At 59.9% G+C, this 25,402-nt stretch carries 23 protein-coding genes and 1 pseudogene; 11 read left to right on the top strand and 13 right to left on the bottom strand.

The features are described from left to right. Nucleotides 1-269: 269 nt before the first annotated feature. Nucleotides 270-839 carry a HutD family protein gene (locus J1D76_RS12625; protein WP_421138630.1) on the bottom strand — a complete coding sequence of 190 codons (570 nt, stop codon included), beginning with the start codon at nt 837-839 and terminating at the stop codon, nt 270-272. After that, on the bottom strand, nt 836-1,546 hold the full coding sequence (hutC, locus tag J1D76_RS12620; protein WP_173677901.1) for a histidine utilization repressor: 711 nt from the start codon (nt 1,544-1,546) through the stop codon (nt 836-838). Before hutC ends, J1D76_RS12625 begins: the two co-directional genes overlap by 4 nt. A gap of 146 nt (nt 1,547-1,692) precedes the next feature. Here hutC and J1D76_RS12615 point away from each other — a divergent pair, with 146 nt between their 5' ends. Then, nucleotides 1,693-3,057, top strand: coding sequence for a formimidoylglutamate deiminase (locus J1D76_RS12615; RefSeq protein ID WP_421138629.1), 1,365 nt, complete (start codon nt 1,693-1,695; stop codon nt 3,055-3,057). 200 nt (nt 3,058-3,257) lie between these two features. On the opposite strand, the gene J1D76_RS12610 is transcribed toward J1D76_RS12615, so the two are convergent. Both J1D76_RS12610 and J1D76_RS12605 read right to left on the bottom strand, forming a co-directional pair. Continuing rightward, nucleotides 3,258-3,827 (bottom strand): lipocalin family protein, encoded by a 570-nt coding sequence (locus tag J1D76_RS12610; protein WP_421138628.1) that lies wholly within the window; start codon nt 3,825-3,827, stop codon nt 3,258-3,260. Between the two features lie 31 nt (nt 3,828-3,858). Continuing rightward, nucleotides 3,859-4,113 carry a hypothetical protein gene (locus tag J1D76_RS12605; protein ID WP_090328096.1) on the bottom strand — a complete coding sequence of 85 codons (255 nt, stop codon included), beginning with the start codon at nt 4,111-4,113 and terminating at the stop codon, nt 3,859-3,861. Nucleotides 4,114-4,320: 207 nt separating this feature from the next. Here J1D76_RS12605 and J1D76_RS12600 point away from each other — a divergent pair. Together J1D76_RS12600 and J1D76_RS12595 are read left to right on the top strand one after the other, a co-directional pair. Beyond that, nucleotides 4,321-5,427: pseudogene (locus J1D76_RS12600) on the top strand (cache domain-containing protein); the annotation flags it as partial. A gap of 93 nt (nt 5,428-5,520) precedes the next feature. Beyond that, entirely contained in the window at nt 5,521-6,285 is a 765-nt protein-coding gene (locus J1D76_RS12595) for a methyl-accepting chemotaxis protein (protein ID WP_421138678.1), read from the top strand. Between the two features lie 105 nt (nt 6,286-6,390). On the opposite strand, the gene J1D76_RS12590 is transcribed toward J1D76_RS12595, so the two are convergent. From J1D76_RS12590 to J1D76_RS12580, 3 genes are all read right to left on the bottom strand, one after another. After that, nucleotides 6,391-6,993, bottom strand: a complete 603-nt coding sequence (locus tag J1D76_RS12590; protein ID WP_421138627.1) for a DUF924 family protein — start codon at nt 6,991-6,993, stop codon at nt 6,391-6,393. A 3-nt stretch (nt 6,994-6,996) separates the two neighbouring features. Further along, the gene (locus J1D76_RS12585) at nt 6,997-8,007 is read right to left on the bottom strand and encodes a class 1 fructose-bisphosphatase (protein ID WP_421138626.1); all 1,011 of its coding nucleotides are present in this window, start codon (nt 8,005-8,007) and stop codon (nt 6,997-6,999) included. A 279-nt stretch (nt 8,008-8,286) separates the two neighbouring features. Continuing rightward, nucleotides 8,287-10,740 carry a glycogen/starch/alpha-glucan phosphorylase gene (locus J1D76_RS12580; protein ID WP_421138625.1) on the bottom strand — a complete coding sequence of 818 codons (2,454 nt, stop codon included), beginning with the start codon at nt 10,738-10,740 and terminating at the stop codon, nt 8,287-8,289. Between the two features lie 256 nt (nt 10,741-10,996). On the opposite strand from J1D76_RS12580, the gene J1D76_RS12575 reads away from it, so the two are divergent. Next, a complete protein-coding gene (locus J1D76_RS12575) occupies nt 10,997-11,434 on the top strand; it encodes a YkgJ family cysteine cluster protein (protein WP_421138624.1) in 438 nt (145 codons plus the stop codon). A gap of 194 nt (nt 11,435-11,628) precedes the next feature. On the opposite strand, the gene typA is transcribed toward J1D76_RS12575, so the two are convergent. Then, nucleotides 11,629-13,449 carry a translational GTPase TypA gene (gene typA, locus J1D76_RS12570; protein ID WP_103396910.1) on the bottom strand — a complete coding sequence of 607 codons (1,821 nt, stop codon included), beginning with the start codon at nt 13,447-13,449 and terminating at the stop codon, nt 11,629-11,631. 139 nt (nt 13,450-13,588) lie between these two features. After that, nucleotides 13,589-15,043 (bottom strand): tRNA uracil 4-sulfurtransferase ThiI, encoded by a 1,455-nt coding sequence (gene thiI / locus J1D76_RS12565; RefSeq protein ID WP_421138623.1) that lies wholly within the window; start codon nt 15,041-15,043, stop codon nt 13,589-13,591. Nucleotides 15,044-15,374: 331 nt separating this feature from the next. Between thiI and glnA the strand changes: the two genes are divergently transcribed. The 5 genes from glnA (at nt 15,375) to ntrC (ending at nt 20,838) form a co-directional block, all read left to right on the top strand. Then, nucleotides 15,375-16,781, top strand: coding sequence for a type I glutamate--ammonia ligase (gene glnA / locus J1D76_RS12560; RefSeq protein ID WP_421138622.1), 1,407 nt, complete (start codon nt 15,375-15,377; stop codon nt 16,779-16,781). A 267-nt stretch (nt 16,782-17,048) separates the two neighbouring features. Further along, complete coding sequence (locus J1D76_RS12555; protein ID WP_421138621.1) at nt 17,049-17,564, top strand: DUF4124 domain-containing protein; 516 nt, start codon at nt 17,049-17,051, stop codon at nt 17,562-17,564. Further along, a complete protein-coding gene (locus tag J1D76_RS12550; RefSeq protein ID WP_421138620.1) occupies nt 17,561-18,091 on the top strand; it encodes a penicillin-binding protein in 531 nt (176 codons plus the stop codon). Before J1D76_RS12555 ends, J1D76_RS12550 begins: the two co-directional genes overlap by 4 nt. A 228-nt stretch (nt 18,092-18,319) precedes the next feature. Further along, nucleotides 18,320-19,405, top strand: coding sequence for a nitrogen regulation protein NR(II) (gene glnL, locus J1D76_RS12545; RefSeq protein ID WP_421138619.1), 1,086 nt, complete (start codon nt 18,320-18,322; stop codon nt 19,403-19,405). Next, nucleotides 19,402-20,838 (top strand): nitrogen regulation protein NR(I), encoded by a 1,437-nt coding sequence (gene ntrC, locus J1D76_RS12540; protein ID WP_421138618.1) that lies wholly within the window; start codon nt 19,402-19,404, stop codon nt 20,836-20,838. The genes glnL and ntrC overlap by 4 nt, the downstream gene beginning before the upstream one ends. 512 nt (nt 20,839-21,350) lie before the next feature. On the opposite strand, the gene J1D76_RS12535 is transcribed toward ntrC, so the two are convergent. Next, nucleotides 21,351-21,791 carry a hypothetical protein gene (locus J1D76_RS12535; protein ID WP_421138617.1) on the bottom strand — a complete coding sequence of 147 codons (441 nt, stop codon included), beginning with the start codon at nt 21,789-21,791 and terminating at the stop codon, nt 21,351-21,353. On the opposite strand from J1D76_RS12535, the gene trmL reads away from it, so the two are divergent. Next, nucleotides 21,790-22,245, top strand: a complete 456-nt coding sequence (gene trmL, locus J1D76_RS12530; RefSeq protein ID WP_421138616.1) for a tRNA (uridine(34)/cytosine(34)/5-carboxymethylaminomethyluridine(34)-2'-O)-methyltransferase TrmL — start codon at nt 21,790-21,792, stop codon at nt 22,243-22,245. The two genes, J1D76_RS12535 and trmL, sit on opposite strands and share 2 nt — an antisense overlap. A gap of 163 nt (nt 22,246-22,408) precedes the next feature. Here the strand turns inward: trmL and secB are convergent, their stop codons facing one another. Genes secB through J1D76_RS12515 form a run of 3 tightly spaced genes read right to left on the bottom strand, consistent with a single transcriptional unit; the run spans nt 22,409 to nt 23,621 of the window. Continuing rightward, a complete protein-coding gene (gene secB / locus J1D76_RS12525; protein WP_421138615.1) occupies nt 22,409-22,894 on the bottom strand; it encodes a protein-export chaperone SecB in 486 nt (161 codons plus the stop codon). 57 nt (nt 22,895-22,951) lie between these two features. Continuing rightward, the gene (grxC, locus tag J1D76_RS12520) at nt 22,952-23,206 is read right to left on the bottom strand and encodes a glutaredoxin 3 (protein ID WP_421138614.1); all 255 of its coding nucleotides are present in this window, start codon (nt 23,204-23,206) and stop codon (nt 22,952-22,954) included. Between the two features lies 1 nt (nt 23,207). After that, a complete protein-coding gene (locus J1D76_RS12515) occupies nt 23,208-23,621 on the bottom strand; it encodes a rhodanese-like domain-containing protein (RefSeq protein ID WP_421138613.1) in 414 nt (137 codons plus the stop codon). A 153-nt stretch (nt 23,622-23,774) separates the two neighbouring features. On the opposite strand from J1D76_RS12515, the gene gpmI reads away from it, so the two are divergent. After that, on the top strand, nt 23,775-25,304 hold the full coding sequence (gpmI, locus tag J1D76_RS12510; protein WP_421138612.1) for a 2,3-bisphosphoglycerate-independent phosphoglycerate mutase: 1,530 nt from the start codon (nt 23,775-23,777) through the stop codon (nt 25,302-25,304). The last annotated feature ends 98 nt before the right edge of the window (nt 25,305-25,402 follow it).

The following is a 25,402-nucleotide window of genomic DNA, read 5'->3' as shown; positions in this document are numbered from 1 at the left end:
TGGCGTGGATGAAATTTTTCGCGGAGTTTTTTGAACGGAGGGGATTTTGTTACTCGAGCGTGGTTTTGCGCCACGCTGGGGCGTTCGGTAACAAAGTGGTGCGCGATGGGGAACGCAGAGGGTTACTGCTTTTGTGGCGAGTGGGCTTGCCCCCGTTGGGTCGCGAAGCGGCTTCAAAGGCTGACACCGCATAAGTCGGTTTTACGACTGCTTCGCAGCCGAACGGGGGCAAGCCCCCTCGCCACAATGAGATTTCGCAAGCCGTTGGATCAGTGTGCGGTCAGCTCAATCACGCAGCAGGCGCCATTGACGCAGACGTCCAACAACCCGGTGTTACCGTCCAGTTGCAGGCAGTCATGGCGACCGAGCGTCGACGCACTATTACCGACCTGCACTTGCAGTGCCTCGCTGACGCTGAACACCAACACCGTACTTGCCGAACTGAAAAACCGCTGCTCACCGCTCAACCACTGCAACCGTGCGGCATAACGCTGCGGCGCGTAGATCAAGTTGAAATCGCGAATCGGACCACCGAGCAATGTACAGGCAACCTGGCTCTGGCCACTGAACGCAAACGGGTCCAACGGTAACAAAGGTCGTGTGTCCCGGCCATCCACCGTCAGGGTCATGCCCTCGCCTTGCAGTACGGTGATCACTCGCTCGTAACCGGCGAAGGTGGAAAAGCCGCCCGACTCACCGATATCGGCAATCGACAGGCGCCAGCCGAAACCCTCCAGGCCGGTGCCGGCATCGCGGGTGATTTCTTCGGTGCTGCCGCCGCCGTTTTTCCACGGCATGCGCGGGTAATCCGCAGCGCGTAAAACTTTCAAACTGCTCATTTATGAAAGCGCCCTTCCAGACGATGACGAGAACCGGGGTGAATCAAGCGAGCGGCGGTCACCGGCTGACGACCCGACCAGGTGCGGCGACGAATCAGCAGGCACGGCTCGCCTTTTTCAATTTGCAGCAACTTGCACTCGGACGACTCAGCCAGGATCGCCTCGACCACATGCTCGCCTTCGGTCAACGGCGCAACCTGGTTCAAATAGGCGTAAGGCGTTTGCAGGGTGAAGTCCTGCTTGAGGTAGTCCGGCGCCACTAGCGCATTGACGAAACGATCTTCGATTTGCACCGGGATATCGTTTTCGAAATGCACGATCAGCGAGTGGAAGACCTTCTGCCCTTCGCGCATGTCCAGGGCCAGGGCGCGCTCGGAACCAGCGGCCTCTTCCTCCAGGGTGATGACCTTGCAGGTATGGCGATGACCGCGGGAGGCAATCTCGTCGGCGATGTTGTGCACTTCGAACAACGCGGACTGGCTTTTCGGCTCGGCGACGAACGTGCCGACACCTTGCATGCGCACCAGCAGCCCGTCGGCCGTCATCTCGCGCAGGGCGCGGTTGATGGTCATGCGGCTGAAGCCCAACTGGCTGACCAGCTCGCTTTCCGACGGCACGCGATAGTGCGGCGGCCAGTTACCACTGTCGATTTGCTGGGTGATCATCTGTTTGACGCGGGCGTACAAGGGCGCCGGACTGTCGCCCATGTTCGCGGCCAACGGTGAAACTGGAGGCGGAGTCGGCACGGTTAATCCTTGGTCATTTGTTGAATGTCGCTAGCTTGCCGGAGTTTACCGGGCAGGCAAACGTCTGTATATGTATATACAAATAACACACGATGGGGTGCTGAACCATGTCCGCCTTCTTTGCCGAACGCGCGCTGCTGCCAAATGGATGGGCCAACAATGTACGTCTTGAGGTCAGCGCCGACGGCGTACTGACCCATATCCAGGCCGATTCCCATGCAGATGGCGCCGAACGGTTGAGCGGTCCGCTGCTGCCGGGCATGCCGAACCTGCACTCCCACGCGTTCCAGCGCGCCATGGCCGGGCTGGCGGAAGTGGCGGGCAATCCGAACGACAGTTTCTGGACCTGGCGCGACCTCATGTATCGCCTCGTCGGAAAAATCAGCCCGGAGCAACTCGGCGTCATCGCCCGCCAGCTGTACATCGAAATGCTCAAGGCCGGTTACACCTCGGTCGCGGAATTCCACTACGTGCACCACGACACCAGCGGCCAGCCATATGCAGACCCGGCGGAACTGGCCCTGCGCATCAGCCAGGCCGCGCGTTCTGCCGGCATCGGTTTGACCCTGCTGCCGGTGCTCTACAGCCACTCCGGTTTCGGTGGGCAGACGCCGAACGAAGGCCAGCGCCGCTTCATCAACAGCACCGAAAACTACCTCAGGCTGCAAGCGCGCCTGCAACCGGTGTTGGCCCAGCAACCGGCGCAATCGCTGGGTCTGTGCTTTCACTCGCTGCGTGCGGTCACGCCGCAGCAGATCAACGAAGTGCTGGCCGCCAGCGACAAACAATGCCCGGTGCACATCCACATCGCCGAGCAGCAAAAGGAAGTCGACGACTGCCTGACCTGGAGCGGTCGCCGTCCGCTGCAATGGCTGTACGAAAATGTCGAGGTCGATCAGCGCTGGTGCCTGGTCCACGCGACCCACGCCAACCCGGAAGAAGTCACGTCGATGGCCAAGAGCCGCGCCATCGCCGGCCTGTGCCTGACCACCGAAGCCAACCTCGGCGACGGGATTTTCCCGGCGGTGGATTTCCTCGCTCAGGGCGGGCGCATGGGCATTGGTTCCGACAGCCATGTGTCGTTGAGCGTGGTGGAAGAATTGCGCTGGCTGGAATACGGCCAGCGCCTGCGCGACCAGCGGCGTAATCGCTTGTACGGCGCGGAACAGCCAATGGTTGGCCGTACGTTGTTCGATGCAGCATTGGATGGCGGCGCCCAGGCGCTGGGCCAATCGATTGGCGCACTGGAGGTCGGCAAGCGTGCCGACTGGCTGGTGCTCGATGGCAACGATCCGTACCTGGCAACAGCCAGTGGTGACGGGATTCTCAACCGTTGGTTGTTTGCCGGTGGCGATCGCCAGGTGCGCGATGTGTTGGTGAACGGGCAATGGGTGGTGCGTGACGGGTGCCATGCCGACGAGGAAGAAAGCAATCGTGCCTTTACCCAGGTCCTGCGCGAGCTTTTAGGCTGACGCAAAACCCGTAGGAGCTGGCTTGCCAGCGAAGAGGCCATCCGGTCCAACCATTGTGCTGGACTGATGGACCGCTTTCGCTGGCAAGCCAGCTCCTACAAAAACAGCCATCAGGTTCAACAGATGTGTTGATTGATGGACCGCTTTCGCTGGCAAGCCAGCGCCTACAAAGAGCAGTCATCGACAAAAGCGTTTGGCGATCAGTCAGAGGTCTTGGCCATCTGCTGTTCCGTCGCGCGCCAGATCAGGCGTGTGGTGTCGTAACCCTGCTGACGGGCCTTGCTGAGCAATTCTTCTCGCACCACCCCATTGACGGTCGGCGTGCGTGACAACAGCCACAAGTATTTGCGGCTCGGGTCACCGACGATGGCGGTCTTGTAGTCATCGCTGACGTACAGCACCCAGTATTCGCCCTTCGCCACACCCGGAATCAGCCTGGAGAACCAGGTATCGAACTCGACCCACAGCTTGTCGCTCTTGCCGGACTCCTGTGGATACGCCGTGCCCTTGACCTCTTCCCATTGCCACTGCGCTGTCAGGCAGCGGTTCAATACCGCGACGTTGCCGTCCGGCTTGAGCGTGTAGTGGGCTTCGGATTGCTCGCAATCGCGTTGGAAGTACATCGGCAGGCGGGCCAATTCGTACCAGGTGCCCTGGTAACGCTTGAGATTGACGCTTTTGGCCGTCTTGGGCGCCAATGCGTCCTGGCCAGACGTGGCACAGCCGGCCAACACCAGGCCGGCAAAAAGGATGATCAACAACCGCTTCATTATTTTTCTCCCGTGGGCATTTCGCCCCGGTTTACTTCAGGCCTTGGCCAGAAAACATCAGCACTTTGTCACCGGCGTATTGCACGCTGATAAAGCTGTTCTTGTCGCCCCAGGTGCAACTGGACATGCCGAGCGCGCCTGAACAATCGGCGGGTTTGCCCAACAGGGTTTCCACGTCAGCCTTGGCCATGCCGGCCGAGAGCTTCGAGTAGTTTTCCTGGTTGACCTTGCTGCACGCAGCGAGCAACACGCAGAACGAAAGCAAGGCAATGGAACGCAGCGACATGGGGAAACTCCGAGGGCGAGGGGATTGGCATGGCTGCCAAGCTGAAGCTTAGAAGTGAAAACCCCTGTCAGGTTCCCTGCCCGACAGGCTATTTATCGCGCCGCTCGTCTGTGGCGTGCCGAAAAACAGCCACTTTGCGTGTTCATCGAGCATTTCGTCGTTTTTCGCACATTCCGCCTAATCTTTGGCGTCGGTCAGTCGACATAAATGCAACGCAAAGTCACGTCGCTGGCATTTGCTCCCCCTTTTGTAGACCAGACCCGCTGCGGTAGCTCACCCATGACCCGAAACATGAAGTTCAGCCACAAGATCTTGCTGGCAGCCGCCCTCGTGGTGGCCGTTGCATTCGCTTGTTTCATCCTGTTTAACGACTATCGCCAGCGCCAAACCTTGCGCAACAGCACCGAAGCCTCGATGCAGGAACTCGGCAGCCTGACCACCAGCAACATCCAGACCTGGCTGGAAAGCCGCATGCAGTTGCTGCAGTCGATGGCCCAACAGGTCAGCGCGGATGGCAGCGCACCCACCGGCCTTAAACGCATCATCGACCTGCCCGCCTACACCGGCAACTTCCAGCTCAGCTACTTTGGTGGCGCCGACGGTGTGATGTTCTCGGTGCCGGCCGGCAACCGCGCGGCGGACTACGACCCGCGTGCCCGTGGCTGGTACAAGGCCGCGAACAGTGCGCAACAGACCATCGTCACCGAACCTTACATCGCGGCGTCCTCCGGCAAACTGGTGATCACCGTGGCAACGCCGGTGCAGCGTCAGGGCCAGATGCTCGGCGTAGCCGGTGCGGACATCGACCTGTCGAGCGTCAGCGCGATCATCAATTCGCTGAACTTCGGTGGCCACGGCCACGCGTTCATCGTCGGTGCCGACGGCAAGATCCTGATTCACCCGGACAGCAAACTGGTGCTCAAGAGCCTGGCCGAGGCCTATCCAGGCGATACGCCGAAAGTCACGCCTGGCATGAAGGACGTCGAGATCGACGGCAAGCGCCAGTTCATCTCCTTCACCCACGTCAACGGCGTACCGTCGGCGGACTGGTACGTGGCGCTGGTACTCGACCAAGACACCGCGTTCTCGATGCTCAGCGAATTCCGTACCTCGGCGATCATTGCCATGGTGATTGCCGTGGTGATCATCATCGCCCTGCTGGGCATGCTGATCAGCCTGCTGATGCAGCCGCTGCTGACCATGGGCCGCGCCATGCACGACATCGCCGAAGGCGAAGGTGACCTGACCAAGCGCTTGGTGATTCACGGCAACGACGAATTCGGCGCGCTGGGCCTGTCGTTCAACCGCTTCGTCGAGCGCATTCACACTTCGATCATCGAAGTCTCGTCGGCCACCGGCCAGGTCAACGAGGTTGCGCTGCGCGTGGTCGCCGCATCGAACTCGTCGATGTTCAACTCCGACCAGCAAGCTTCGCGCACCAGTAGCGTGGCCGCGGCGATCAACCAGCTCGGCGCCGCCGCCCAGGAAATCGCGCAGAACGCCGCCCTCGCCTCGCAACATTCCAGCGATGCCCGCAGCCTGGCCGAAGATGGCCAGCAGGTGGTGGATAAAACCATCGCCGCGATGCAGCAGCTGTCGGCGAAGATCAGCGATTCGTGCGCCAACATCGAAACCCTCAACAGCAACACGGTGAACATCGGGCAGATTCTCGAGGTGATCACCAGCATCTCGCAGCAGACCAACCTTCTGGCGCTGAACGCCGCCATCGAAGCGGCCCGTGCGGGCGAAGCCGGCCGTGGTTTTGCCGTGGTAGCTGATGAGGTGCGCAACCTCGCGCATCGCACCCAGGACTCGGCGCAGCAAGTGCAGACCATGATCGAAGAGCTGCAAGTCGGCGCCCGCGCGGCGGTGGGCATCATGACCGACAGCCAGCGCCAGAGCGAAAGCAGCGTCGGCATCGCCAATCAGGCCGGCGAACGCCTGGGCAGCGTGACCCAGCGCATCGGTGAGATCGACGGCATGAACCAGTCGGTGGCCACCGCCACCGAAGAGCAAACAGCTGTGGTGGAGTCGATCAACGTCGACATCACCGAGATCAACACGTTGAACCAGGAAGGTGTGGAGAACCTGCAATCGACCTTGCGCGCGTGCGCCGATCTTGAGCAGCAGGCGGCGCGGTTGAAGCAGTTGGTGGGTAGCTTCCGTATCTAGTGCCTGAACGGGCCTCCTCGCTGGCAAGCCAGCTCCTACAAAGATCTGCGAAATCCCTGTAGGAGCTGGCTTGCCAGCGAAAGCGGCATCAGCAACATCGCAAAACTAAAACCGTGACCCAGGCTTCGACAGAAACACCAACTCCTCAGACGTCGACTCCCTTCCCAACACCGCATTGCGATGCGGAAACCGCCCAAACTGCGCAATGACCTTCTGATGCCGCTCGGCATAGTCCAGGTAATCGCTGAACAACGCCCGATCGCTCTCCGGCTGCTGCGCCACCAATTGGAGGTAGCGCGAGACACCTTCATTCTGCACCGCGAGGTTCTCGCTGTGTTCGAACACCAGGTAGATGAACACCCGCTGAATCGGCTGCAATTGCCGGTCGAAATCCGCAGCAATGCCTTGGGCCACCAGTTTCTGTGCCCGCAGATCGCCGGAAAAAGCTTTGGGAGAGTCGCGAAAGATCATTCGCGGGATTTGATCGAGCAACAGCACCAGGGCCAGCCAACCGTCGGGACGTTGCATCCACTCGGTCAATCCGCCGGCCAGTGCCTGCTCGGCCCAGTCCCCGAAGCGCGTCTGCGCTTCGAGGTCCTGGCTGGCGCGCTTGCCGAACCACAACTTGCCCTTCTGCGCCGCTACTTCGCTGGAAGATTCAGCCTCACCGAACCACCAATCGAGCAACGGCTGCCAGGGCGCGGTCATGGTTTATTCCTTGTGGTAAGCCGTGACGCGGGCGACTTCTTCTTTCGAACCGAGGAACACCGCTACGCGCTGGTGCAGGCCATCCGGTTGAATGTCGAGGATGCGCTGGTGACCGTCGGTGGACGCGCCGCCCGCTTGTTCCACCAGGAACGACATCGGGTTGGCTTCGTACATCAAACGCAGCTTGCCGGGCTTGGACGGCTCGCGGCTGTCGCGTGGATACATGAACAGACCGCCGCGGGTCAGGATGCGGTGCACGTCGGCGACCATTGCGGCAACCCAACGCATGTTGTAGTTCTTCTTCAACGGGCCTTCGTCGCCAGCCAGCAATTCGCTGACGTAGCGTTGTACCGGGGCTTCCCAGTGACGCTGGTTGGAGGCGTTGATGGCAAATTCCTGGGTCGCTTCAGGAATGGTGATGTTTTCGTGGGTCAGGACGAAGCTGCCCATTTCACGGTCCAGGGTAAAGCCTTTCACGCCGTCGCCCAGGGTCAGGATCAGCATGGTCTGTGGACCATAGATCGCGTAGCCGGCGGCCACTTGCTGGGTGCCTGGCTGCAGGAAGGCCTTTTCATTCAAAGGCTCGTTCTGGCTCAAGTATTCGTTCGGGCAACGCAGTACCGAGAAGATCGTGCCGACCGGGGCGTTGATGTCGATGTTCGACGAACCGTCCAGCGGGTCGAATACCAACAGGTAGGCGCCTTTCGGGTATTTGCCCGGGATCTGGTAGGCATTGTCCATTTCTTCGGACGCCATGCCGGCCAGGTGACCGCCCCATTCGTTGGCTTCGAGCAGGATTTCGTTGGAGATCACGTCGAGCTTCTTTTGCACTTCGCCCTGGACGTTTTCAGTGCCCATGCTGCCCAGAACACCACCCAGGGCGCCTTTGGACACGGCGTGGTTGATCTCCTTGCAGGCACGCGCCACCACTTCGATCAGGAAGCGCAGATCGGCAGGAGTGTTGTTGCTGCGGGTCTGCTCAATCAAATAGCGACTCAAGGTAACGCGGGACATGGACGGCTCCGGAGGAATGGGGGGGGCTAAAAACCCGCGCAGTTTAACGCGAGTCGGGGCGCATTTCCTCCTATCAGACGTGAACGGTCAAAGAGAGTTCATGCGCGGGGTTGAGCGTAGATTGAAACGGGCTGGATGTGGGACTGGGAACAGCGGCCATTCAGGCTTTTTTACCGACTGGGCGGGCGCTTTCGCTACAACTGGACCGCGTCCGCCCTGTGAGAGCGAGTCTGCTCGCTCTCACAGGGCGTGGAGGCAGGGCCTGGGCGCCATTTAAGACTACTCCAACGCCTTCCAGATCTCCGTGGCGTACTCGCGAATGGTCCGGTCGGACGAGAACCAGCCCATCCGCGCCGTGTTCAATACCGCCGAACGCCACCACTGGTCCGAGTCGTGCCAATGGGCTTCGACGCGCATTTGCGCATTCCAGTAGGAATCGAAGTCGGCGCAGACCAGGAAGCGGTCGTAATCCACCAGCGAATCGATCAGCCCGGTGTAACGGGACGGATCATCCGGGGAGAACACCCCGCCACGAATCGCTTGCAGCACATCGTTCAGGCGATGGGACGCAGCGATGTCCGGTACCGCGCTGAACTCATGGTTCTGTTTGCGCGCTTCGACCTGCTGCGCGCTGAGGCCGAAGATGAACATGTGCTCGGCACCGATGCGCTCGCACATTTCCACGTTGGCGCCGTCCAGTGTGCCGATAGTCAGAGCGCCGTTCAGGCCGAATTTCATGTTACTGGTGCCCGAAGCCTCGAACCCGGCAGTGGAGATCTGCTCGGACAAGTCCGCCGCCGGAATGATGCTCTCGGCCAGGCTGACGTTGTAATTGGGCAGGAACACCACCTTGAGCAGGCCGCGCACGGTCGGATCGTTGTTGACCACCCGGGCGATGTCGTTGGTCAGCTTGATGATCAGTTTGGCCTGGTGATAACTCGCGGCCGCCTTGCCAGCGAAGATTTTCACCCGCGGCACCCAGTCGATTTCCGGCTCGGCGCGAATCGCCTGGTACAGCGCCACGGTGTGCATCAGGTTGAGCAACTGGCGTTTGTATTCGTGGATCCGCTTGACCTGCACGTCGAACATCGCTGCCGGGTTGACCGCGACGCCCAAGCGCTCATGAATCAGGTAGGCCAACGCTTTCTTGCTGTGCAGCCGTTGCTCGGCGAAGGCTTTGCGGAAAGCGCTTTTCTCGGCGAACGGTTCAAGGCCGATCAAGCGTTCTTCCGGGTTATCCAGCAGCTCGGGGCCAAGGGAATCGACCAGCATCGAGGTCAGTTCGCTGTTGGCCTGGTACAGCCAGCGGCGGAAGGTAATGCCGTTGGTTTTGTTGTTGATGCGCTCCGGGTAAAGCTTGTACAGTTCGGAGAACACCGTCTTGCGCATCAGTTGCGTATGCAAACCGGATACACCGTTGACGCTGTGGGAACCGAGGAATGCCAGGTTACCCATGCGCACCCGCCGACCGTTGTCTTCCTCGATCAGCGACACCGCGCGCAACACGTCGAAATCGTGGATGCCTTTGGCCCTTAGCGAATCGATGTGCTGGGCGTTGATCAGGTAGATGATCTGCATGTGCCGCGGCAGCATGCGTTCCATCAGGCCGACCGGCCAGGTTTCCAGCGCTTCGGGCAGCAACGTGTGGTTGGTGTACGACAGCGTATCGACCGTGACCTGCCACGCCGCATCCCACGCCACGTCATAGACGTCGACCAGTTGCCGCATCAGCTCCGCCACGGCAATCGAGGGGTGGGTGTCGTTGAGCTGGATCGAGGCGTGATCGCCCAGGGTCAGCACCGAGGTGTGCATGTTGCGATGGCGGCGCAGCAAATCCTGCAGGGAGGCGGCGACGAAGAAATATTCCTGGCGCAGGCGCAATTCCTGGCCGGCCTCGGTGCTGTCCGCCGGGTACAACACGCGGGAGATACTCTCGGCCCGGGCGACTTCGGCCACGGCGCCCAGGTGGTCACCGGCGTTGAAACGCTCCAGGTGCAAATCTTCAATGGCCCGGGCGCGCCACAGGCGCAACGTGTTGACGCTTGCCCCGCGCCAGCCGACCACCGGCGTGTCGTAGGCAATTGCCCGCACCGTTTCTGCCGGCGACCAGACTTGCCGGGATTTGCCGGTGGTGTCGTCGATCAGGGTCTGGACGCTGCCACCGAAGCCGATGCTGTACACCACTTCCGGCCGCTCGAATTCCCACGGGTTGCCGAAATCCAGCCAGTGCTCGGTCTGCTCCTGCTGCCAGCCATCGACAATCGCCTGGCGGAACAATCCGTGCTCATAACGAATGCCGTAGCCATGACCGGCGATGCCGAGGGTCGACATGCTTTCCAGGAAGCACGCCGCCAGTCGCCCAAGGCCACCGTTGCCCAGGGCCGCATCGGGCTCCAGCAAACGGATGCGCTCAAGGTCGACACCGAGTTCGGTCAACGCCTCGCGGGCCACGTCGAGCAGGCCGAGGTTGCTCAGGCTGTCGAACAGCAGCCGGCCGATGAGAAATTCCAGGGAAAGGTAATAAACGCGCTTCTGGCCCTTGCGGTAGATCTGCCGCGTATGGTCCATCCAGTGCTCGACCATATGGTCCCGCGCCGCCAGGGCGATGGCCTCGAACCAGTCATGGTCGAAGGCGTGATCCGGGTCTTTGCCCACTGCATAAGTGAGTTTGGTCAAGACGGCGTCGCGGAATGCGGCCACCTCTGCTTCGCGAACAAGTGGTTCTTGAGTCATCGATAGGACCTCGAGCGAGCTTGGAGTTGTCTGAGCCTAGACGGTCTGACAGGCGGTAGAGGCTCTGGTTCGGCAGTTTTTCCCTTGATTGCGAGCTGGATCGACATTGCCTTGTCGCGTCCTCGAATGAATGCAGGGGCCGTGCCGATTTTCGGGTAGTTTGCGCCGCCGATGAAAAAATCTGGCGAAAGGTTGTTCAAAAATCCACCAGTCCCGGTATGATCGCGCGCCCTGATGCACACGCTGGTAACAACCGATGATGAAGCCGAACCTGATCGCCGCCGCGGAGATCGACCGCCTCGATACCTGGGCCAAATATTCTGCCCCGATGTGCGGCTCGTGCATGTCCAGCTGCTGCACCTTGCCTGTCGAGGTCAAGATCAAGGACCTGATCCGCATTGGCGTGGTCGATGAGTTCGAGTTGGGCGATCCGCCGAAGAACATTGCCAAGCGCCTGCAAAAGGAAGGGCTGGTCGAACGCTTCAACCAGAAATCAGGCATCTTCACCCTCCAGCGCATGAGCAACAACGATTGCCTGTACCTGGATCGTAAGAGCCGTCTGTGCACTATTTATGAAAAGCGCCCGGATACTTGCCGCAACCACCCGAAAATCGGCCCACGGCCGGGGTATTGCGCGTACAAGCCCAAGGAAGTCGAACGTGATCGGACTTCGCGGTCGATCGAGCGGTTCTGACAGTCCCTGAGATTTCGGCGGCTGATCGACCGCTTTCGCTGGCAAGCCAGCTCCTACAGTGTGTACGACTCAAAAACCGTGTAGGAGCTGGCTTGCCAGCGAAGAGGCCCGCACAAACACCACACAAACCGCAGACAAACAAAAACGCCCCCGGCCTTTCGACCGGGGGCGTTTTCGTTAAGCCAGGCTAAATCTTAGGCCTTGGCTTTCTTGGCAGCGCGGGTACGCTCGCTTTCGTCAAGAATTTTCTTACGCAGGCGAATCGACTTTGGAGTCACTTCGCACAATTCATCGTCCTGGATGAATTCCAGAGCCTGTTCCAGGGTGAAGCGAACAGGTGGAACCAGGGCGATGGTTTCGTCTTTACCCGAAGCACGCATGTTGTCGAGCTTCTTGCCCTTGGTAGGGTTGACGCCCAGGTCGTTGTCACGGCTGTTCAGACCAACGATCTGACCGTTGTAGATTTCCTGACCGTGTTCTACGAACAACTTGCCACGCGCCTGCAGGGTTTCCAGGGAGTAGGTCAGTGCCTTGCCGGTTTCAACCGACACCAGAACGCCGTTCTGACGGCCGGACATGTCGCCCGACTTCATCACGTCGTAACGGTCGAAGATCGAGGTCAGGATGCCAGCACCGTTGGTCAGGGTCAGGAACTGGTTACGGAAACCAATCAGACCACGAGCAGGGATGTTGTATTCCAGACGTACACGGCCCTTGCCATCCGGCACCATGTTGGTCAGGTCGCCCTTACGCAGGCCCATCTCTTCCATCACCTTGCCCTGAGATTCTTCCGGCAGGTCGATGGTGACGTTTTCGAACGGTTCGTGCTTCACGCCGTCAACCAGGCGGATGATCACTTCCGGACGGCCTACAGCCATTTCGAAGCCTTCGCGACGCATGGTTTCGATCAGTACCGAGAGGTGCAGCTCACCACGGCCGGAAACCTTGAACTTGTCAGCCGAGTCGCCTTCTTCAACGCGCAGTGCAACGTTGTACAGCAGCTCTTTGTCCAGACGTTCCTTGATGTTACGGGAAGTCACGAACTTGCCTTCTTTACCGCAGAATGGCGAGTCGTTTACCTGGAAGGTCATGGAAACGGTTGGCTCGTCGACGGTCAACGGCTTCATCGCTTCAACGGTGTCCGGGTGGCACAGGGTGTCGGAGATGAACAGCGAGTCCATGCCGCTGATGCACACGATGTCGCCAGCCGCAGCTTCTTCAACGTCTACACGGTGCAGACCGTGGTGACCCATCAGCTTCAGGATACGACCGTTACGCTTCTTGCCATCGGCGCCGATAGCGACAACCGGGGTGTTCGGCTTGACGCGACCACGCGCGATACGGCCAACACCGATAACACCCAGGAAGCTGTTGTAGTCCAGTGCGGAGATCTGCATCTGGAACGGACCGTCACGGTCAACAGCCGGCGCCGGTACGTTGTCGACGATCGACTGGTACAGCGGGGTCATGTCTTCAGCCATTTCGGTGTGGTCCAGACCGGCAATACCGTTCAGGGCCGAGGCGTAGACGACTTTGAAGTCCAGCTGCTCTTCGGTGGCACCCAGGTTGTCGAACAGGTCGAAGATCTGGTCCAGAACCCAGTCCGGACGCGCGCCTGGGCGGTCAACCTTGTTGATGCACACGATCGGACGCAGGCCGGCTTCGAAGGCCTTCTTGGTCACGAAACGGGTTTGCGGCATAGGGCCGTCTTGAGCGTCAACCAGCAGCAGAACGGAGTCGACCATCGACATTACGCGTTCAACTTCGCCGCCGAAGTCGGCGTGGCCCGGGGTGTCCACGATGTTGATGTGGTAGCCGTTCCAGTTGATGGCGGTGTTTTTCGCCAGAATGGTAATACCGCGCTCTTTTTCCTGGTCGTTGGAGTCCATCACGCGCTCGTCGTTGAGCTCGTTGCGCTCCAGGGTGCCGGATTGACGCAGGAGTTTGTCAACCAGGGTGGTCTTACCATGGTCAACGTGGGCAATGATGGCGATGTTGCGTAGATTTTCGATCACTTGTGTATCTCGATCAGAGGATTCGGTGTGCTGACAAGTCTTGGCAGCGATTAACAGTAGCGTCCGTGAAAGCCGTTACAGCTTGACGGTGGCGTCGGGGGGCCGGTGACGCAGGCCACAGGCAAACAGCCCCGGGCACTTAGCTCGGTCGATAAACGCGCACATTGGCATGCCCCTCACTGAGCAAATGGTGGGCATGCAGGCGACTCATCACGCCTTTGTCGCAATACAACAGGTACTGGCGAGTAGGGTCCAGTTCCTTGAAACGAGCGTTCACTGCATAAAACGGCATCGTTTGTACCTCGATGCCAGCCAGGTCCAGCGGGTCGTCTTCAGCGGCATCCGGGTGACGGATGTCGATGACGATCTGACCGGCCAGCGCCTCGCTGACTTCTTCAATTTGTACATCCTGGCCCAGTTCATCGATCACCCGATCGATCGGCACCAGTTTGGCGTTTTCGAGCGCACGCTCGAGCACCGCCATGTCGAATTCTTTCTCTTCGTGCTCGACGCGATAGCGCTTGGCGGCGGTCTTCGGGTTGACCGAGATGACCCCGCAGTACTCCGGCATGTGCCGGGCGAAATCGGCGGTGCCGATTTCGTTGGCCGTGTCGATGATGTCCTGCTTGTGCGCGACGATCAGTGGGCGCAGGACCAGCTTGTCGGTCACGCAGTCGATCACCGACAGGTTCGGCAGCGTCTGGCTCGACACCTGGGAGATCGCCTCACCGGTGACCAGCGCGTCGATGTGCAGTCGATCGGCAATTTGTGACGAAGCGCGCAACATCATACGCTTCAATACTACGCCCATATGACTGTTATCGACTTTGCCGAGGATTTCGCCGAGCACTTCTTCGAACGGCACACTGACAAATAGCACGCGTTGGGAGCTGCCGTACTTCTTCCAGATGAAATGCGCGACTTCCATGACGCCCAGTTCGTGGGCCCGTCCGCCCAGGTTAAAGAAGCAGAAATGCGCCATCAGGCCGCGGCGCATGATCTGGTACGCCGCCACGGTGGAGTCGAAACCACCGGACATCAGCACCAGCGTCTGCTCCAGCGCGCCCAACGGATAACCGCCGATACCGTTGTGCTGGCTGTGGATCACAAACAACCGTTGGTCGCGAACTTCGATGCGCACTTCGATTTCCGGGTTTTTCAGGTCGATCCCGGCAGCACCGCACTGACGGCGCAGCTGGCTGCCGACATATTTTTCGATGTCGATCGAGCTGAACGGGTGTTTGCCGGCGCGCTTGCAACGCACCGAAAAGATCTTCCCGGCCAGGGCATCGCCGTAGTGCTGCTTGCACTTTTCAACGATGTCGTCGAAGTCGCCCAGCGGGTACTCGTCGATTTGCAGGAAGTGCGCGACGCCCGGCATGCAGCTCAGGCGCTCGCCCATCTCCTTCAGGGCCTTGGGGTCGCTGACGCGGGTTTCCAGCTCGAGGTTGTCCCACACGCCGTTCACCACCACAGCCGGGTCCAGATCGCGGAGCACGGCACGGATGTTCTTGGCCAATTGGCGGATGAAACGCATCCGTACCGGGCGGCTCTTGATGGTGATCTCGGGGAAGACTTTTACGATTAATTTCATGGAAACAGCGCGCACGAGGCCTGCCGAAAAAGGGGGGCGCGGATTATAGCGGAAATTGCTCAAGGTTTAACCAGTTAATGTGCAGAAGGTTTTGCACGCACCAAAACGGGTCATTTATTGGAAATGACGCCACATTACGGGGCGGTATTTTCTGCTTTAAAGTGCATTTATGGCTAATAAGCGTGTTTTTGGGGCAAAAAACCCATGGTGGGGCACTGGCATGCAATTTGCTCCCTTGTGAGGCAGGTTGCCTTGGCAGAGTATTCGCGCCGGCATCACCCACTTTCCAAGGGCTATCCATTACTAAGCCCGAAGCCACCCGGAGGACACTATGTCGAAGTCGGTTCAACTCATCAAAGATCATGACGTCAAATGGATTGATCTGCGCTTCACGGACACCAAAGGCACTCAGCACCACGTGACCATGCCGGCTCGCGATGCGCTGGATGACGACTTCTTCGAAGTCGGCAAAATGTTCGACGGTTCGTCCATTGCTGGCTGGAAAGGCATCGAAGCCTCCGACATGATCCTGATGCCGGACGACTCCACCGCCGTGCTGGACCCGTTCACCGAAGAGCCGACCCTGATCCTGGTCTGCGACATCATCGAACCTTCGAGCATGCAAGGCTACGACCGCGACCCACGTGCGATCGCCCGTCGTGCTGAAGAACACCTGAAAGCCACCGGTATCGGTGACACCGTGTTCGCGGGTCCAGAGCCAGAGTTCTTCATCTTCGACCAAGTGAAGTTCAAGTCCGACATTTCCGGCTCCATGTTCAAGATCTACTCCGAACAAGGTTCGTGGATGTCCGACCAGGACATCGAAGGCGGCAACAAAGGTCACCGTCCAGGCGTCAAAGGCGGCTATTTCCCGGTTCCGCCGTTCGACCACGACCACGAAATCCGTACCTCCATGTGCAACGCACTGGAAGAAATGGGCCTGACCGTTGAAGTTCACCACCACGAAGTGGCGACTGCCGGCCAGAACGAAATCGGCGTCAAGTTCAACACCCTGGTGAAGAAAGCCGACGAAACCCAAACCCTGAAGTACGTCGTGCACAACGTTGCTGACGCCTACGGCCGTACCGCGACCTTCATGCCTAAGCCTCTGTACGGCGACAACGGCTCGGGTATGCACGTACACATGTCCATCTGGAAAGATGGCAAGAACACCTTCGCAGGTGAAGGTTATGCCGGCCTGTCCGACACCGCCCTGTACTTCATCGGCGGTATCATCAAGCACGGTAAGGCCCTGAACGGCTTCACCAACCCGGCTACCAACTCCTACAAGCGTCTGGTACCAGGCTTCGAAGCGCCGGTAATGCTGGCCTACTCGGCTCGTAACCGTTCTGCTTCGATCCGTATTCCTTACGTGTCGAGCCCGAAAGCCCGCCGTATCGAAGCACGCTTCCCGGACCCGGCTGCCAACCCGTACCTGGCTTTCGCCGCACTGTTGATGGCTGGCCTGGACGGCATCCAGAACAAGATCCACCCTGGCGACGCCGCTGACAAAAACCTGTACGACCTGCCGCCTGAAGAGGCGAAAGAGATCCCACAAGTTTGCGGCAGCCTGAAAGAAGCCCTGGAAGAGCTGGACAAAGGTCGTGCGTTCCTGACCAAAGGCGGCGTCTTCAGCGACGACTTCATCGACGCTTACATCGCCCTGAAAAGCGAAGAAGAAATCAAGGTACGTACCTTCGTACACCCACTGGAATACGAGCTGTACTACAGCTGCTAATCCGGTAGCGCCTGCGCAAGCGGCGTGACAAAAAGGTCTCCTTCGGGAGGCCTTTTTTATTGTCTTGAAAACACTATAAAACCTTGTAGGAGCTGGCTTGCCAGCGAATGCGTCGACACATACAACACTACTGTGTCAGACCAACCGCTTTCGCTGGCAAGCCAGCTCCTACAGGGGGCTTCAATTACGCCCGAATGTTACCTGCTTGGGTCAAACACCCAGCCTGACCTATGCTGCAACCCATCGCTTTCGTTTCCGGTCGATTCCATGGGTCGTGGTTTTCTCTTCATCCTGCTGCTGATCGTTCTGCCCGCCACGGCGCAGATCTACAAGTACACCGATGCCAACGGCGCCACAGCGTATAGCAATCAACCACCTGACGGCGTCAGCGCCCAACCGGTCGAGCTGCCGCCCCTCAACAGCGTCGAGCGACAGCCGCCCGCCGATGCTGATCCAGCGAGCGAACCACCCCGCCAAGGCCAGCCGCCCAAAGCCTATGAAGTGCTGACGCTAACAGGCCTGCCCACCACAGAAAACCTGCGCGCCAACAACGGCTCGTTCATCGTCAACGTGCAGATCGAACCAGGCCTGCAAGACCAGCATCTGCTGCGGCTGGTGCTGGACGATCAGCCCTACGGCCAGCCTGGCAACGTGCCGACCCTGCAACTGGTGAATATCGATCGCGGCGAGCATCGCCTCGCCGTTCAAGTCATCGAGGGTGAAAAGGTTGTGCAGCAAAGCCCCACCGTGAACATCATCGTCCAACGAGTGCACAAGCCGTGAAGGCCTGGCTGCTGATTGCCAGCCTTATTGCCCATTCCGTCTTGGCGCAGGCCGACACGGGCGCCAACCCCGCTTCTGCCCTGTCGGTGATTGCCGAAAACCCAATAGAAGAACCCGCACTGTTCCACTACGACGTGTTGCGTATCCTGGTCCCGGAACCCGATGCAACTATCCGCAGCAATGCAGGAGAAGTCATTGTCAGCGCCACCCATGAGCCTGCCCTGCAACCTGGTCACCGCTACCGCTTGCTGCTCGACGGCCAGCCCACTGCAGAACCCGGCACGAGCCCGGTGTTCCCGTTGAGCAACATTGATCGCGGCAGCCACACCCTGTCGGTGGAAATCCTCGACGAACAGGGGCGCATCGTCGAACGCACGGCTAGCCAACCTTTCCACATGCAGCGTACCTCGCTCAGCCAGAAACGCCGGATCAAACCTTGCGCCCTCGAAGACTACGGCCAGCGACCGGAATGCCCGCTCAGCGATAAACCCGCCGAAGAAAAAAACCCTTTCCAGCGACTTTTCTAACCTTGTATAGGTTTGCGCCCTATATTGGTGCAAATGCTTGCACCCTACTCACATTGCAACCCATTTTGGTTCGAAACTACCCGCGAAAGCTGGCAGAACGCCACGCAATCGAGCGTTAAACGCCCGTTTCAGGCTTTCGGCGCTTCTTTTCGGAGCCTTGGTTTGGTTTTTGCATTTTCCGCAGCAACGCTTGTTTCTTGCGCACGCTGCGCCCTAAAAGAGGTCCCGATGACCATTAGCGACGCACTCCACCGTTTGCTACTCGACAACCTCACCACTGCCACCATCCTGCTCGACGCCGAATTGCGCCTCGAGTACATGAACCCGGCGGCGGAGATGCTGCTGGCTATCAGCGGTCAGCGCAGCCACGGGCAATTCATCAGCGAATTGTTTACCGAATCCACCGAGGCGCTGAATTCGTTGCGCCAAGCCGTCGAACAAGCACACCCGTTCACCAAGCGCGAAGCCATGCTCACCGCCCTCACCGGCCAGACCCTGACCGTGGATTACGCGGTCACGCCGATCCTCAGCAATGGCGACACCCTGCTGCTGCTCGAAGTCCACCCCCGCGATCGCCTGCTGCGCATTACCAAGGAAGAAGCACAGTTGTCGAAGCAGGAAACCAGCAAGATGCTGGTGCGCGGCCTGGCCCATGAAATCAAGAACCCGTTGGGTGGCATTCGCGGCGCGGCTCAATTGCTCGCCCGGGAGCTGCCGGAAGAAAGCCTGCGCGACTACACCAACGTCATCATCGAAGAAGCCGACCGCCTGCGTAACCTCGTGGACCGCATGCTCGGCTCCAACAAGTTGCCGTCGCTGGCCCTGTGCAATGTCCACGAAGTGCTGGAGCGTGTTTGCCAACTGGTCGAGGCCGAAAGCCAGGGTTGCATCACCTTGGTGCGCGATTACGACCCGAGCATTCCCGATGTCTTGATCGACCGTGAGCAAATGATCCAGGCGGTGCTGAACATTGTGCGCAACGCGATGCAAGCCATCAGCAGCCAGAACGAACTGCGCCTGGGCCGCATCAGTCTGCGCACCCGCGCCATGCGCCAGTTCACCATCGGCCACGTGCGCCATCGCCTGGTGACCAAGATCGAAATCATCGACAACGGCCCGGGCATCCCTGCGGAACTTCAGGAAACCATTTTCTTTCCCATGGTCAGCGGTCGTCCGGACGGCACCGGGCTGGGCCTGGCCATCACCCAGAACATCATCAGCCAGCACCAGGGCCTGATCGAATGTGACAGCCACCCCGGCCACACCACTTTCTCGATCTTTCTGCCACTGGAACAAGGAGCCACATCGACATGAGCCGTAGTGAAACCGTGTGGATCGTCGATGACGACCGTTCAATCCGTTGGGTCCTGGAAAAAGCCCTGCAGCAGGAAGGCATGACCACGCAAAGCTTCGACAGCGCCGATGGCGTGATGAGCCGCCTGGCGCGCCAGCAGCCGGATGTGATCATCTCCGACATCCGCATGCCCGGCGCCAGTGGCCTTGACCTTCTGGCGCGGATTCGCGAGCAGCATCCACGGTTGCCGGTCATCATCATGACCGCTCATTCCGACCTGGACAGCGCTGTCGCCTCCTATCAGGGCGGCGCCTTCGAATACCTGCCCAAGCCATTCGATGTCGATGAAGCGGTGTCCCTGGTCAAGCGCGCCAACCAGCACGCCCAGGAACAGCAAGGCATGGAAGTCGCCCCGACACTGACCCGCACCCCGGAAATCATCGGCGAAGCACCGGCGATGCAGGAAGTGTTTCGCGCCATCGGCCGCTTGAGCCACTCCAACATCACCGTACTGATCAACGGCGAATCCGGCACCGGCAAGGAGCTGGTGGCTCATGCCCTGCACCGCCACAGCCCGCGGGCGGCGTCACCGTTCATTGCGCTGAACATGGCGGCAATCCCCAAGGACCTGATGGAGTCCGAACTGTTCGGCCATGAGAAAGGGGCGTTCACCGGCGCGGCCAACCTGCGTCGCGGGCGCTTCGAACAAGCGGACGGCGGCACGTTGTTCCTCGATGAAATCGGCGACATGCCGGCCGACACTCAGACCCGCTTGCTTCGCGTGCTGGCCGATGGCGAGTTCTACCGCGTCGGCGGACACGTGCCGGTCAAGGTCGATGTGCGCATCATCGCCGCGACCCACCAGAACCTGGAAACCCTGGTGCATGCCGGCAAGTTCCGTGAGGACTTGTTCCACCGCCTCAACGTGATCCGCATCCACATCCCGCGCCTGTCGGACCGTCGCGAAGACATCCCGACCCTGGCCAAGCACTTCCTCAGCCGCGCTGCCCAGGAACTGGCGGTCGAGCCGAAGCTGCTCAAGAGCGAAACCGAGGAATACCTGAAGAACCTGCCGTGGCCCGGTAACGTGCGCCAGCTGGAAAACACCTGCCGCTGGATCACCGTGATGGCGTCGGGTCGCGAAGTGCACATCGGCGACCTGCCGCCGGAGCTGCTGAGCCTGCCGCAGGACTCTGCACCGGTCACCAACTGGGAACAGGCCTTGCGCCAGTGGGCCGACCAGGCGCTGTCTCGCGGCCAGTCGAGCCTGCTCGACAGCGCCGTGCCGGCTTTCGAGCGGATCATGATCGAGACCGCCCTCAAGCACACCGCCGGCCGCCGCCGCGATGCCGCCGTCTTGCTGGGCTGGGGGCGTAATACCCTGACCCGCAAGATCAAGGAATTGGGAATGAAAGTGGATGGCGGGGATGAGGATGAAGGGGATGAGGGCTGATTGATCGGCCTTTAATTCATGCAGTGCTGAAAGTTAGGTCCAATCGCGAGCAGGCTCGCTCCTACACGTGAGCCTGCTCGCGATGCTTTCAGGGCCATCAGTGCACCGACTGAATGCACCGTGAACCGCAATCGCGCACGACACCTGATCCACCCTCCCGCCTTCAACCGCCAGAAAAACCAGACTGCAGAAGCACGAAAGCCCCGTTCTCCGGGGCTTTCAGCGTTTTTATGCGCTTATTTGTTTCGCAATATTAAAACCTGGCACGCCCCCTGCAATAACCCTTTCAGGTGAATCAGTTCACCTACCCAGTTTCGGGGACCTTGGTACAGGCAGGCCGGGGATTCCCCTCTTTACACCGGGCTCACACCGCACCCGCGACGAGCCCACAGTTTTGGGGCCCTTGATACAGGCAGGTCAGGGGTTCCTTCTTTACACCAGGCTCACACCGCACTCGCGACGAGCCTCACGTTTTGGGGACCTTGGTACAGGCAGGCCGGGGATTCCCTCTTTTATTGCTCCCGCAGATGGATCTCCAGCCGCCAGCGGTCATCAACCTCGCGACCGGCCCACTCGCCCTGCAACGGCCGGGCCGCCACCAGCGTCAGCAACAACCCCCCATCACTCAAGCGCACTCGCCAGTTAACGTCCTTGTCGGCGAGCTTGAGCTGGCCTTTCTGCGCCTTGCCCTCGGCGCCAAACAGCAGCGCGACACTGCCCTGGACGATTTCACCATGGACCTTGGGTTCGTTGTTGAACCACACCACCAGGCCGTCACTCGTCACTTCAACCTGCTGCAACTGGCTGGGATCCGGCGTGGTCAGGCGGCCAATCATTAGCCCGACCATCACCCCGACAATCGCCAGCGACCCCATCACCCGCAGGAATAGTGTCGAACGCACGCCTGCAGGCGGCGTAGAATGCGCGTCATCTTTACCTTCGGAGCCGTGCATGTTTCACGTCATCCTTTTCCAACCAGAAATTCCGCCGAATACCGGCAACGTTATCAGGCTGTGCGCCAACAGTGGCTGCCACCTGCATTTGATCGAGCCGCTGGGCTTCGAGATGGACGACAAGCGCCTGCGCCGGGCCGGCCTCGATTACCACGAGTACGCCACCCTGCAGCGCCATGCCGACCTCGCCAGTTGCCTGGAGAGCCTCGGCCATCCACGAGTGTTCGCGTTCACCACCAAGGGTTCGCGGCCGTTCCACGATGCCAGCTTCGTCGAAGGTGACGCGTTTATCTTCGGCCCGGAAAGCCGCGGCTTGCCGGCCGAAGTGCTCGACGCCCTGCCCGCCGAGCAACGCCTTCGCCTGCCGATGCGCGAGGGCTGCCGCAGCCTGAACCTGTCGAACACCGTGGCGGTGGCCGTGTACGAAGCCTGGCGACAGAACGACTTCAAATAACCCCCACACCCCTGTAGGAGCTGGCTTGCCAGCGAAAGCGGAGTAACAGACAACATCGATGTTGAATGTTACGACCCCTTCGCTGGCAAACCAGCTCCTACAAAGGTATGCGCCATGAAAAAAGCGCCTGTTACGGCGCTTTTTTCATATCTGCATAAACCGTTTATTGAACGGTTGGCGTCTCGCCAGCAGCCTGCATGCGTTGCAGCTCTTGCGCGTACAGCGCATCGAAGTTCACCGGTGCCAGCATCAGTGCCGGGAACGAGCCACGGGTCACCAGGCTGTCCAGGGTTTCGCGAGCGTACGGGAACAGGATGTTCGGGCAGAACGCGCCCAGGGTGTGGCTCATCGAAGCGTCGTCGAGGTTCTTGATCAGGAAGATACCGGCCTGCTGCACTTCAGCGATGAACGCCACTTCGTCACCGTTCTTTACGGTGACCGACAGGGTCAGCACAACTTCATGGAAGTCAGCTTCCAGTGCCTTTTGACGGGTATTCAGATCCAGGGCGACGCTCGGCTCCCACTGCTGGCGGAAGATCGCCGGGCTTTTCGGAGCTTCGAAGGACAGGTCACGCACATAAATGCGCTGCAAGGAGAATTGCGGTGCAGTTTCTTCTTCGTTCGCAGCAGTGTTCTGTTGGTCAGTCATCGCAGATCCTTCTTGATCCAGGGTTCTTTTAGGTTTGCTTGTTTTGGGTATTTGCCGTCAGGCCTTGAGCAGTGCGTCGAGCTTGCCGGCGCGCTCCAGGGCGAACAAATCATCACAACCGCCCACGTGGGTGCTGCCGATCCAGATTTGCGGCACAGACGTACGCCCGGCCTTCTGGGCCATCGCAGCGCGCACCTGCGGCTTGCCATCGACCTTGATCTCTTCGAAGGCCACGCCTTTGCTCGTGAGCAGGTGCTTGGCCCGCGAACAATAACCGCAGTAATCGCTGGAATAGACGACGACGTTACTCATATCACTTCACCAGCGGCAGATTGTCGGCTTTCCAGCTGGAGATACCGCCGGACAGCTTGGCGGCGGTGAAGCCGGATTTCATCAGTTCACGGGCGTGGGTACCGGCGGTCTGGCCGAGGGCGTCGACCAGGATGATGGTCTTGGCCTTGTGCTTTTCCAGCTCACCGACGCGGGCAGCCAGTTTGTCCTGGGGAATGTTCAGCGCGCCGACAATGTGACCGGCGGCGAAATCCTTGGCCGGACGGATATCGACCACGATGCCGGCGTCCTTGTTGACCAGGCCGGTCAGTTCGCCAGTGCTCAGGCTACGGCCGCCGCCCTGCATCTGATAGGCAATCAGCAACGCCAGCAGTACGACGAAGATACCGACGAGAATGTAGTGGTTAGTGGCAAATTCAATCAGGTGAGCAACCATCGAAGGAGGTTCCAGGGCGTTAAAATGTCGGCCAGTATACACAGCCCCTATGGTGGGCCAAACCCCGTCCGGCGGTGACGTGGCAGGAACTTCGCATTAAACTGCGACTCCCTTTTTTCATTACCCCTTTTACCTCAGCCACGAGTGGATTCCATGACTACCACGCCTAAACCTTTGGTCCTGATGATTCTCGACGGCTTCGGTCACAGCGACAACCCCGAATCCAACGCCGTATTCGCCGCGAAGAAGCCGGTGTTGGACCGTTTGTGGGCCACGGTGCCGAACGGTCTGATCTCGGGCAGCGGCATGGACGTCGGCCTGCCGGATGGCCAGATGGGCAACTCCGAAGTCGGCCACATGAACCTCGGCGCCGGTCGTGTGGTGTATCAGGACTTCACTCGTGTGACCAAATCGATCCGCGACGGCGAGTTCTTCGAGAACCCGACCCTCTGCGCTGCCGTGGACAAAGCGGTTGCCGCTGGCAAAGCCGTGCACTTCATGGGCTTGCTGTCCGATGGCGGCGTGCACAGCCACCAGGACCACCTGGTCGCCATGGCCGAACTGGCCTTCAAGCGCGGCGCCCAGAATATCTACCTGCACGCCTTCCTCGACGGCCGCGACACGCCGCCAAAAAGCGCTCAATCGTCGATCGAACTGCTCGACACGACGTTCCAGGCCCTGGGCAAAGGCCGAATCGCCAGCATCGTCGGCCGCTACTTCGCCATGGACCGCGACAACCGTTGGGACCGCGTATCCCAGGCTTACAACCTGATTGTCGACGGCCATGGCGAGTTCAACGCCGCCACCGCCCAGGAAGGTCTCGAAGCTGCCTACGCTCGCGGCGAAAGCGACGAATTCGTCAAAGCCACCTCCATCGGCGAGCCGGTGAAAGTCGAAGACGGCGATGCCGTGGTGTTCATGAACTTCCGCGCCGACCGCGCCCGCGAGCTGACCCGCGTGTTCGTCGAAGACAACTTCAGCGAGTTCGAACGCGCCCGCCAGCCGAAACTGGCCGGCTTCGTCATGCTGACCCAATACGCCGCGAGCATCCCTGCGCCATCGGCTTTCGCCGCCGGCAGCCTGGAAAACGTGCTGGGCGACTACCTGGCGAAAAACGGCAAGACCCAGCTGCGCATCGCCGAAACCGAGAAATACGCCCACGTGACCTTCTTCTTCTCCGGCGGCCGTGAAGAGCCGTTCCCAGGCGAAGAACGCATCCTGATTCCGTCGCCGAAAGTCGCCACCTATGACTTGCAGCCGGAAATGAGCGCGCCGCAAGTCACCGACCGCATCGTCGAGGCCATCGAAAACCAGCGTTACGACGTGATCGTAGTCAACTACGCCAACGGCGACATGGTCGGCCACAGCGGCGTGTTCGAAGCGGCGGTCAAGGCCGTCGAGTGCCTGGACCTGTGCGTCGGCCGCATCGTCGATGCCCTGGAAAAGGTCGGCGGCGAAGCGCTGATCACCGCGGACCACGGTAACGTCGAGCAAATGGCCGATGAATCCACCGGTCAGGCGCACACCGCACACACCACTGAGCCGGTGCCGTTCATTTATGTCGGCAAGCGTGATCTGAAGGTCCGCGAAGGCGGCGTGCTGGCGGATGTCGCGCCGACCATGCTCAAGCTGCTGGGCCTGGAGCAACCCGCGGAAATGACCGGGACGTCGATCCTGGTCTGACCGGACTTCAAAAACGCTGCAAAACCTGTAGGCGCGAGCCTGCTCGCGATAGCAATCTGACATACAACATCCCTGTTGAATGTACCGACGCAATCGCG

The sequence above is a fragment of the Pseudomonas sp. NFX15 genome (genome assembly GCF_049132105.1).
Lineage (GTDB): Bacteria > Pseudomonadota > Gammaproteobacteria > Pseudomonadales > Pseudomonadaceae > Aquipseudomonas.
This window is presented reverse-complemented; position numbering and strand designations above follow the sequence as displayed.

Excerpts from the sequence above, each read along its gene's own strand:
- J1D76_RS12625 (WP_421138630.1), bottom strand. The coding sequence starts at position 839 with ATGAGCAGTTTGAAAGTTTTACGCGCTGCGGATTACCCGCGCATGCCG.
- hutC (WP_173677901.1), bottom strand. The coding sequence starts at position 1,546 with ATGGGCGACAGTCCGGCGCCCTTGTACGCCCGCGTCAAACAGATGATC.
- J1D76_RS12615 (WP_421138629.1), top strand. The coding sequence starts at position 1,693 with ATGTCCGCCTTCTTTGCCGAACGCGCGCTGCTGCCAAATGGATGGGCC.
- J1D76_RS12610 (WP_421138628.1), bottom strand. The coding sequence starts at position 3,827 with ATGAAGCGGTTGTTGATCATCCTTTTTGCCGGCCTGGTGTTGGCCGGC.
- J1D76_RS12605 (WP_090328096.1), bottom strand. The coding sequence starts at position 4,113 with ATGTCGCTGCGTTCCATTGCCTTGCTTTCGTTCTGCGTGTTGCTCGCT.
- J1D76_RS12595 (WP_421138678.1), top strand. The coding sequence starts at position 5,521 with ATGTTCAACTCCGACCAGCAAGCTTCGCGCACCAGTAGCGTGGCCGCG.
- J1D76_RS12590 (WP_421138627.1), bottom strand. The coding sequence starts at position 6,993 with ATGACCGCGCCCTGGCAGCCGTTGCTCGATTGGTGGTTCGGTGAGGCT.
- J1D76_RS12585 (WP_421138626.1), bottom strand. The coding sequence starts at position 8,007 with ATGTCCCGCGTTACCTTGAGTCGCTATTTGATTGAGCAGACCCGCAGC.
- J1D76_RS12580 (WP_421138625.1), bottom strand. The coding sequence starts at position 10,740 with ATGACTCAAGAACCACTTGTTCGCGAAGCAGAGGTGGCCGCATTCCGC.
- J1D76_RS12575 (WP_421138624.1), top strand. The coding sequence starts at position 10,997 with ATGATGAAGCCGAACCTGATCGCCGCCGCGGAGATCGACCGCCTCGAT.
- thiI (WP_421138623.1), bottom strand. The coding sequence starts at position 15,043 with ATGAAATTAATCGTAAAAGTCTTCCCCGAGATCACCATCAAGAGCCGC.
- glnA (WP_421138622.1), top strand. The coding sequence starts at position 15,375 with ATGTCGAAGTCGGTTCAACTCATCAAAGATCATGACGTCAAATGGATT.
- J1D76_RS12555 (WP_421138621.1), top strand. The coding sequence starts at position 17,049 with ATGGGTCGTGGTTTTCTCTTCATCCTGCTGCTGATCGTTCTGCCCGCC.
- glnL (WP_421138619.1), top strand. The coding sequence starts at position 18,320 with ATGACCATTAGCGACGCACTCCACCGTTTGCTACTCGACAACCTCACC.
- ntrC (WP_421138618.1), top strand. The coding sequence starts at position 19,402 with ATGAGCCGTAGTGAAACCGTGTGGATCGTCGATGACGACCGTTCAATC.
- trmL (WP_421138616.1), top strand. The coding sequence starts at position 21,790 with ATGTTTCACGTCATCCTTTTCCAACCAGAAATTCCGCCGAATACCGGC.
- J1D76_RS12535 (WP_421138617.1), bottom strand. The coding sequence starts at position 21,791 with ATGCACGGCTCCGAAGGTAAAGATGACGCGCATTCTACGCCGCCTGCA.
- secB (WP_421138615.1), bottom strand. The coding sequence starts at position 22,894 with ATGACTGACCAACAGAACACTGCTGCGAACGAAGAAGAAACTGCACCG.
- grxC (WP_421138614.1), bottom strand. The coding sequence starts at position 23,206 with ATGAGTAACGTCGTCGTCTATTCCAGCGATTACTGCGGTTATTGTTCG.
- J1D76_RS12515 (WP_421138613.1), bottom strand. The coding sequence starts at position 23,621 with ATGGTTGCTCACCTGATTGAATTTGCCACTAACCACTACATTCTCGTC.
- gpmI (WP_421138612.1), top strand. The coding sequence starts at position 23,775 with ATGACTACCACGCCTAAACCTTTGGTCCTGATGATTCTCGACGGCTTC.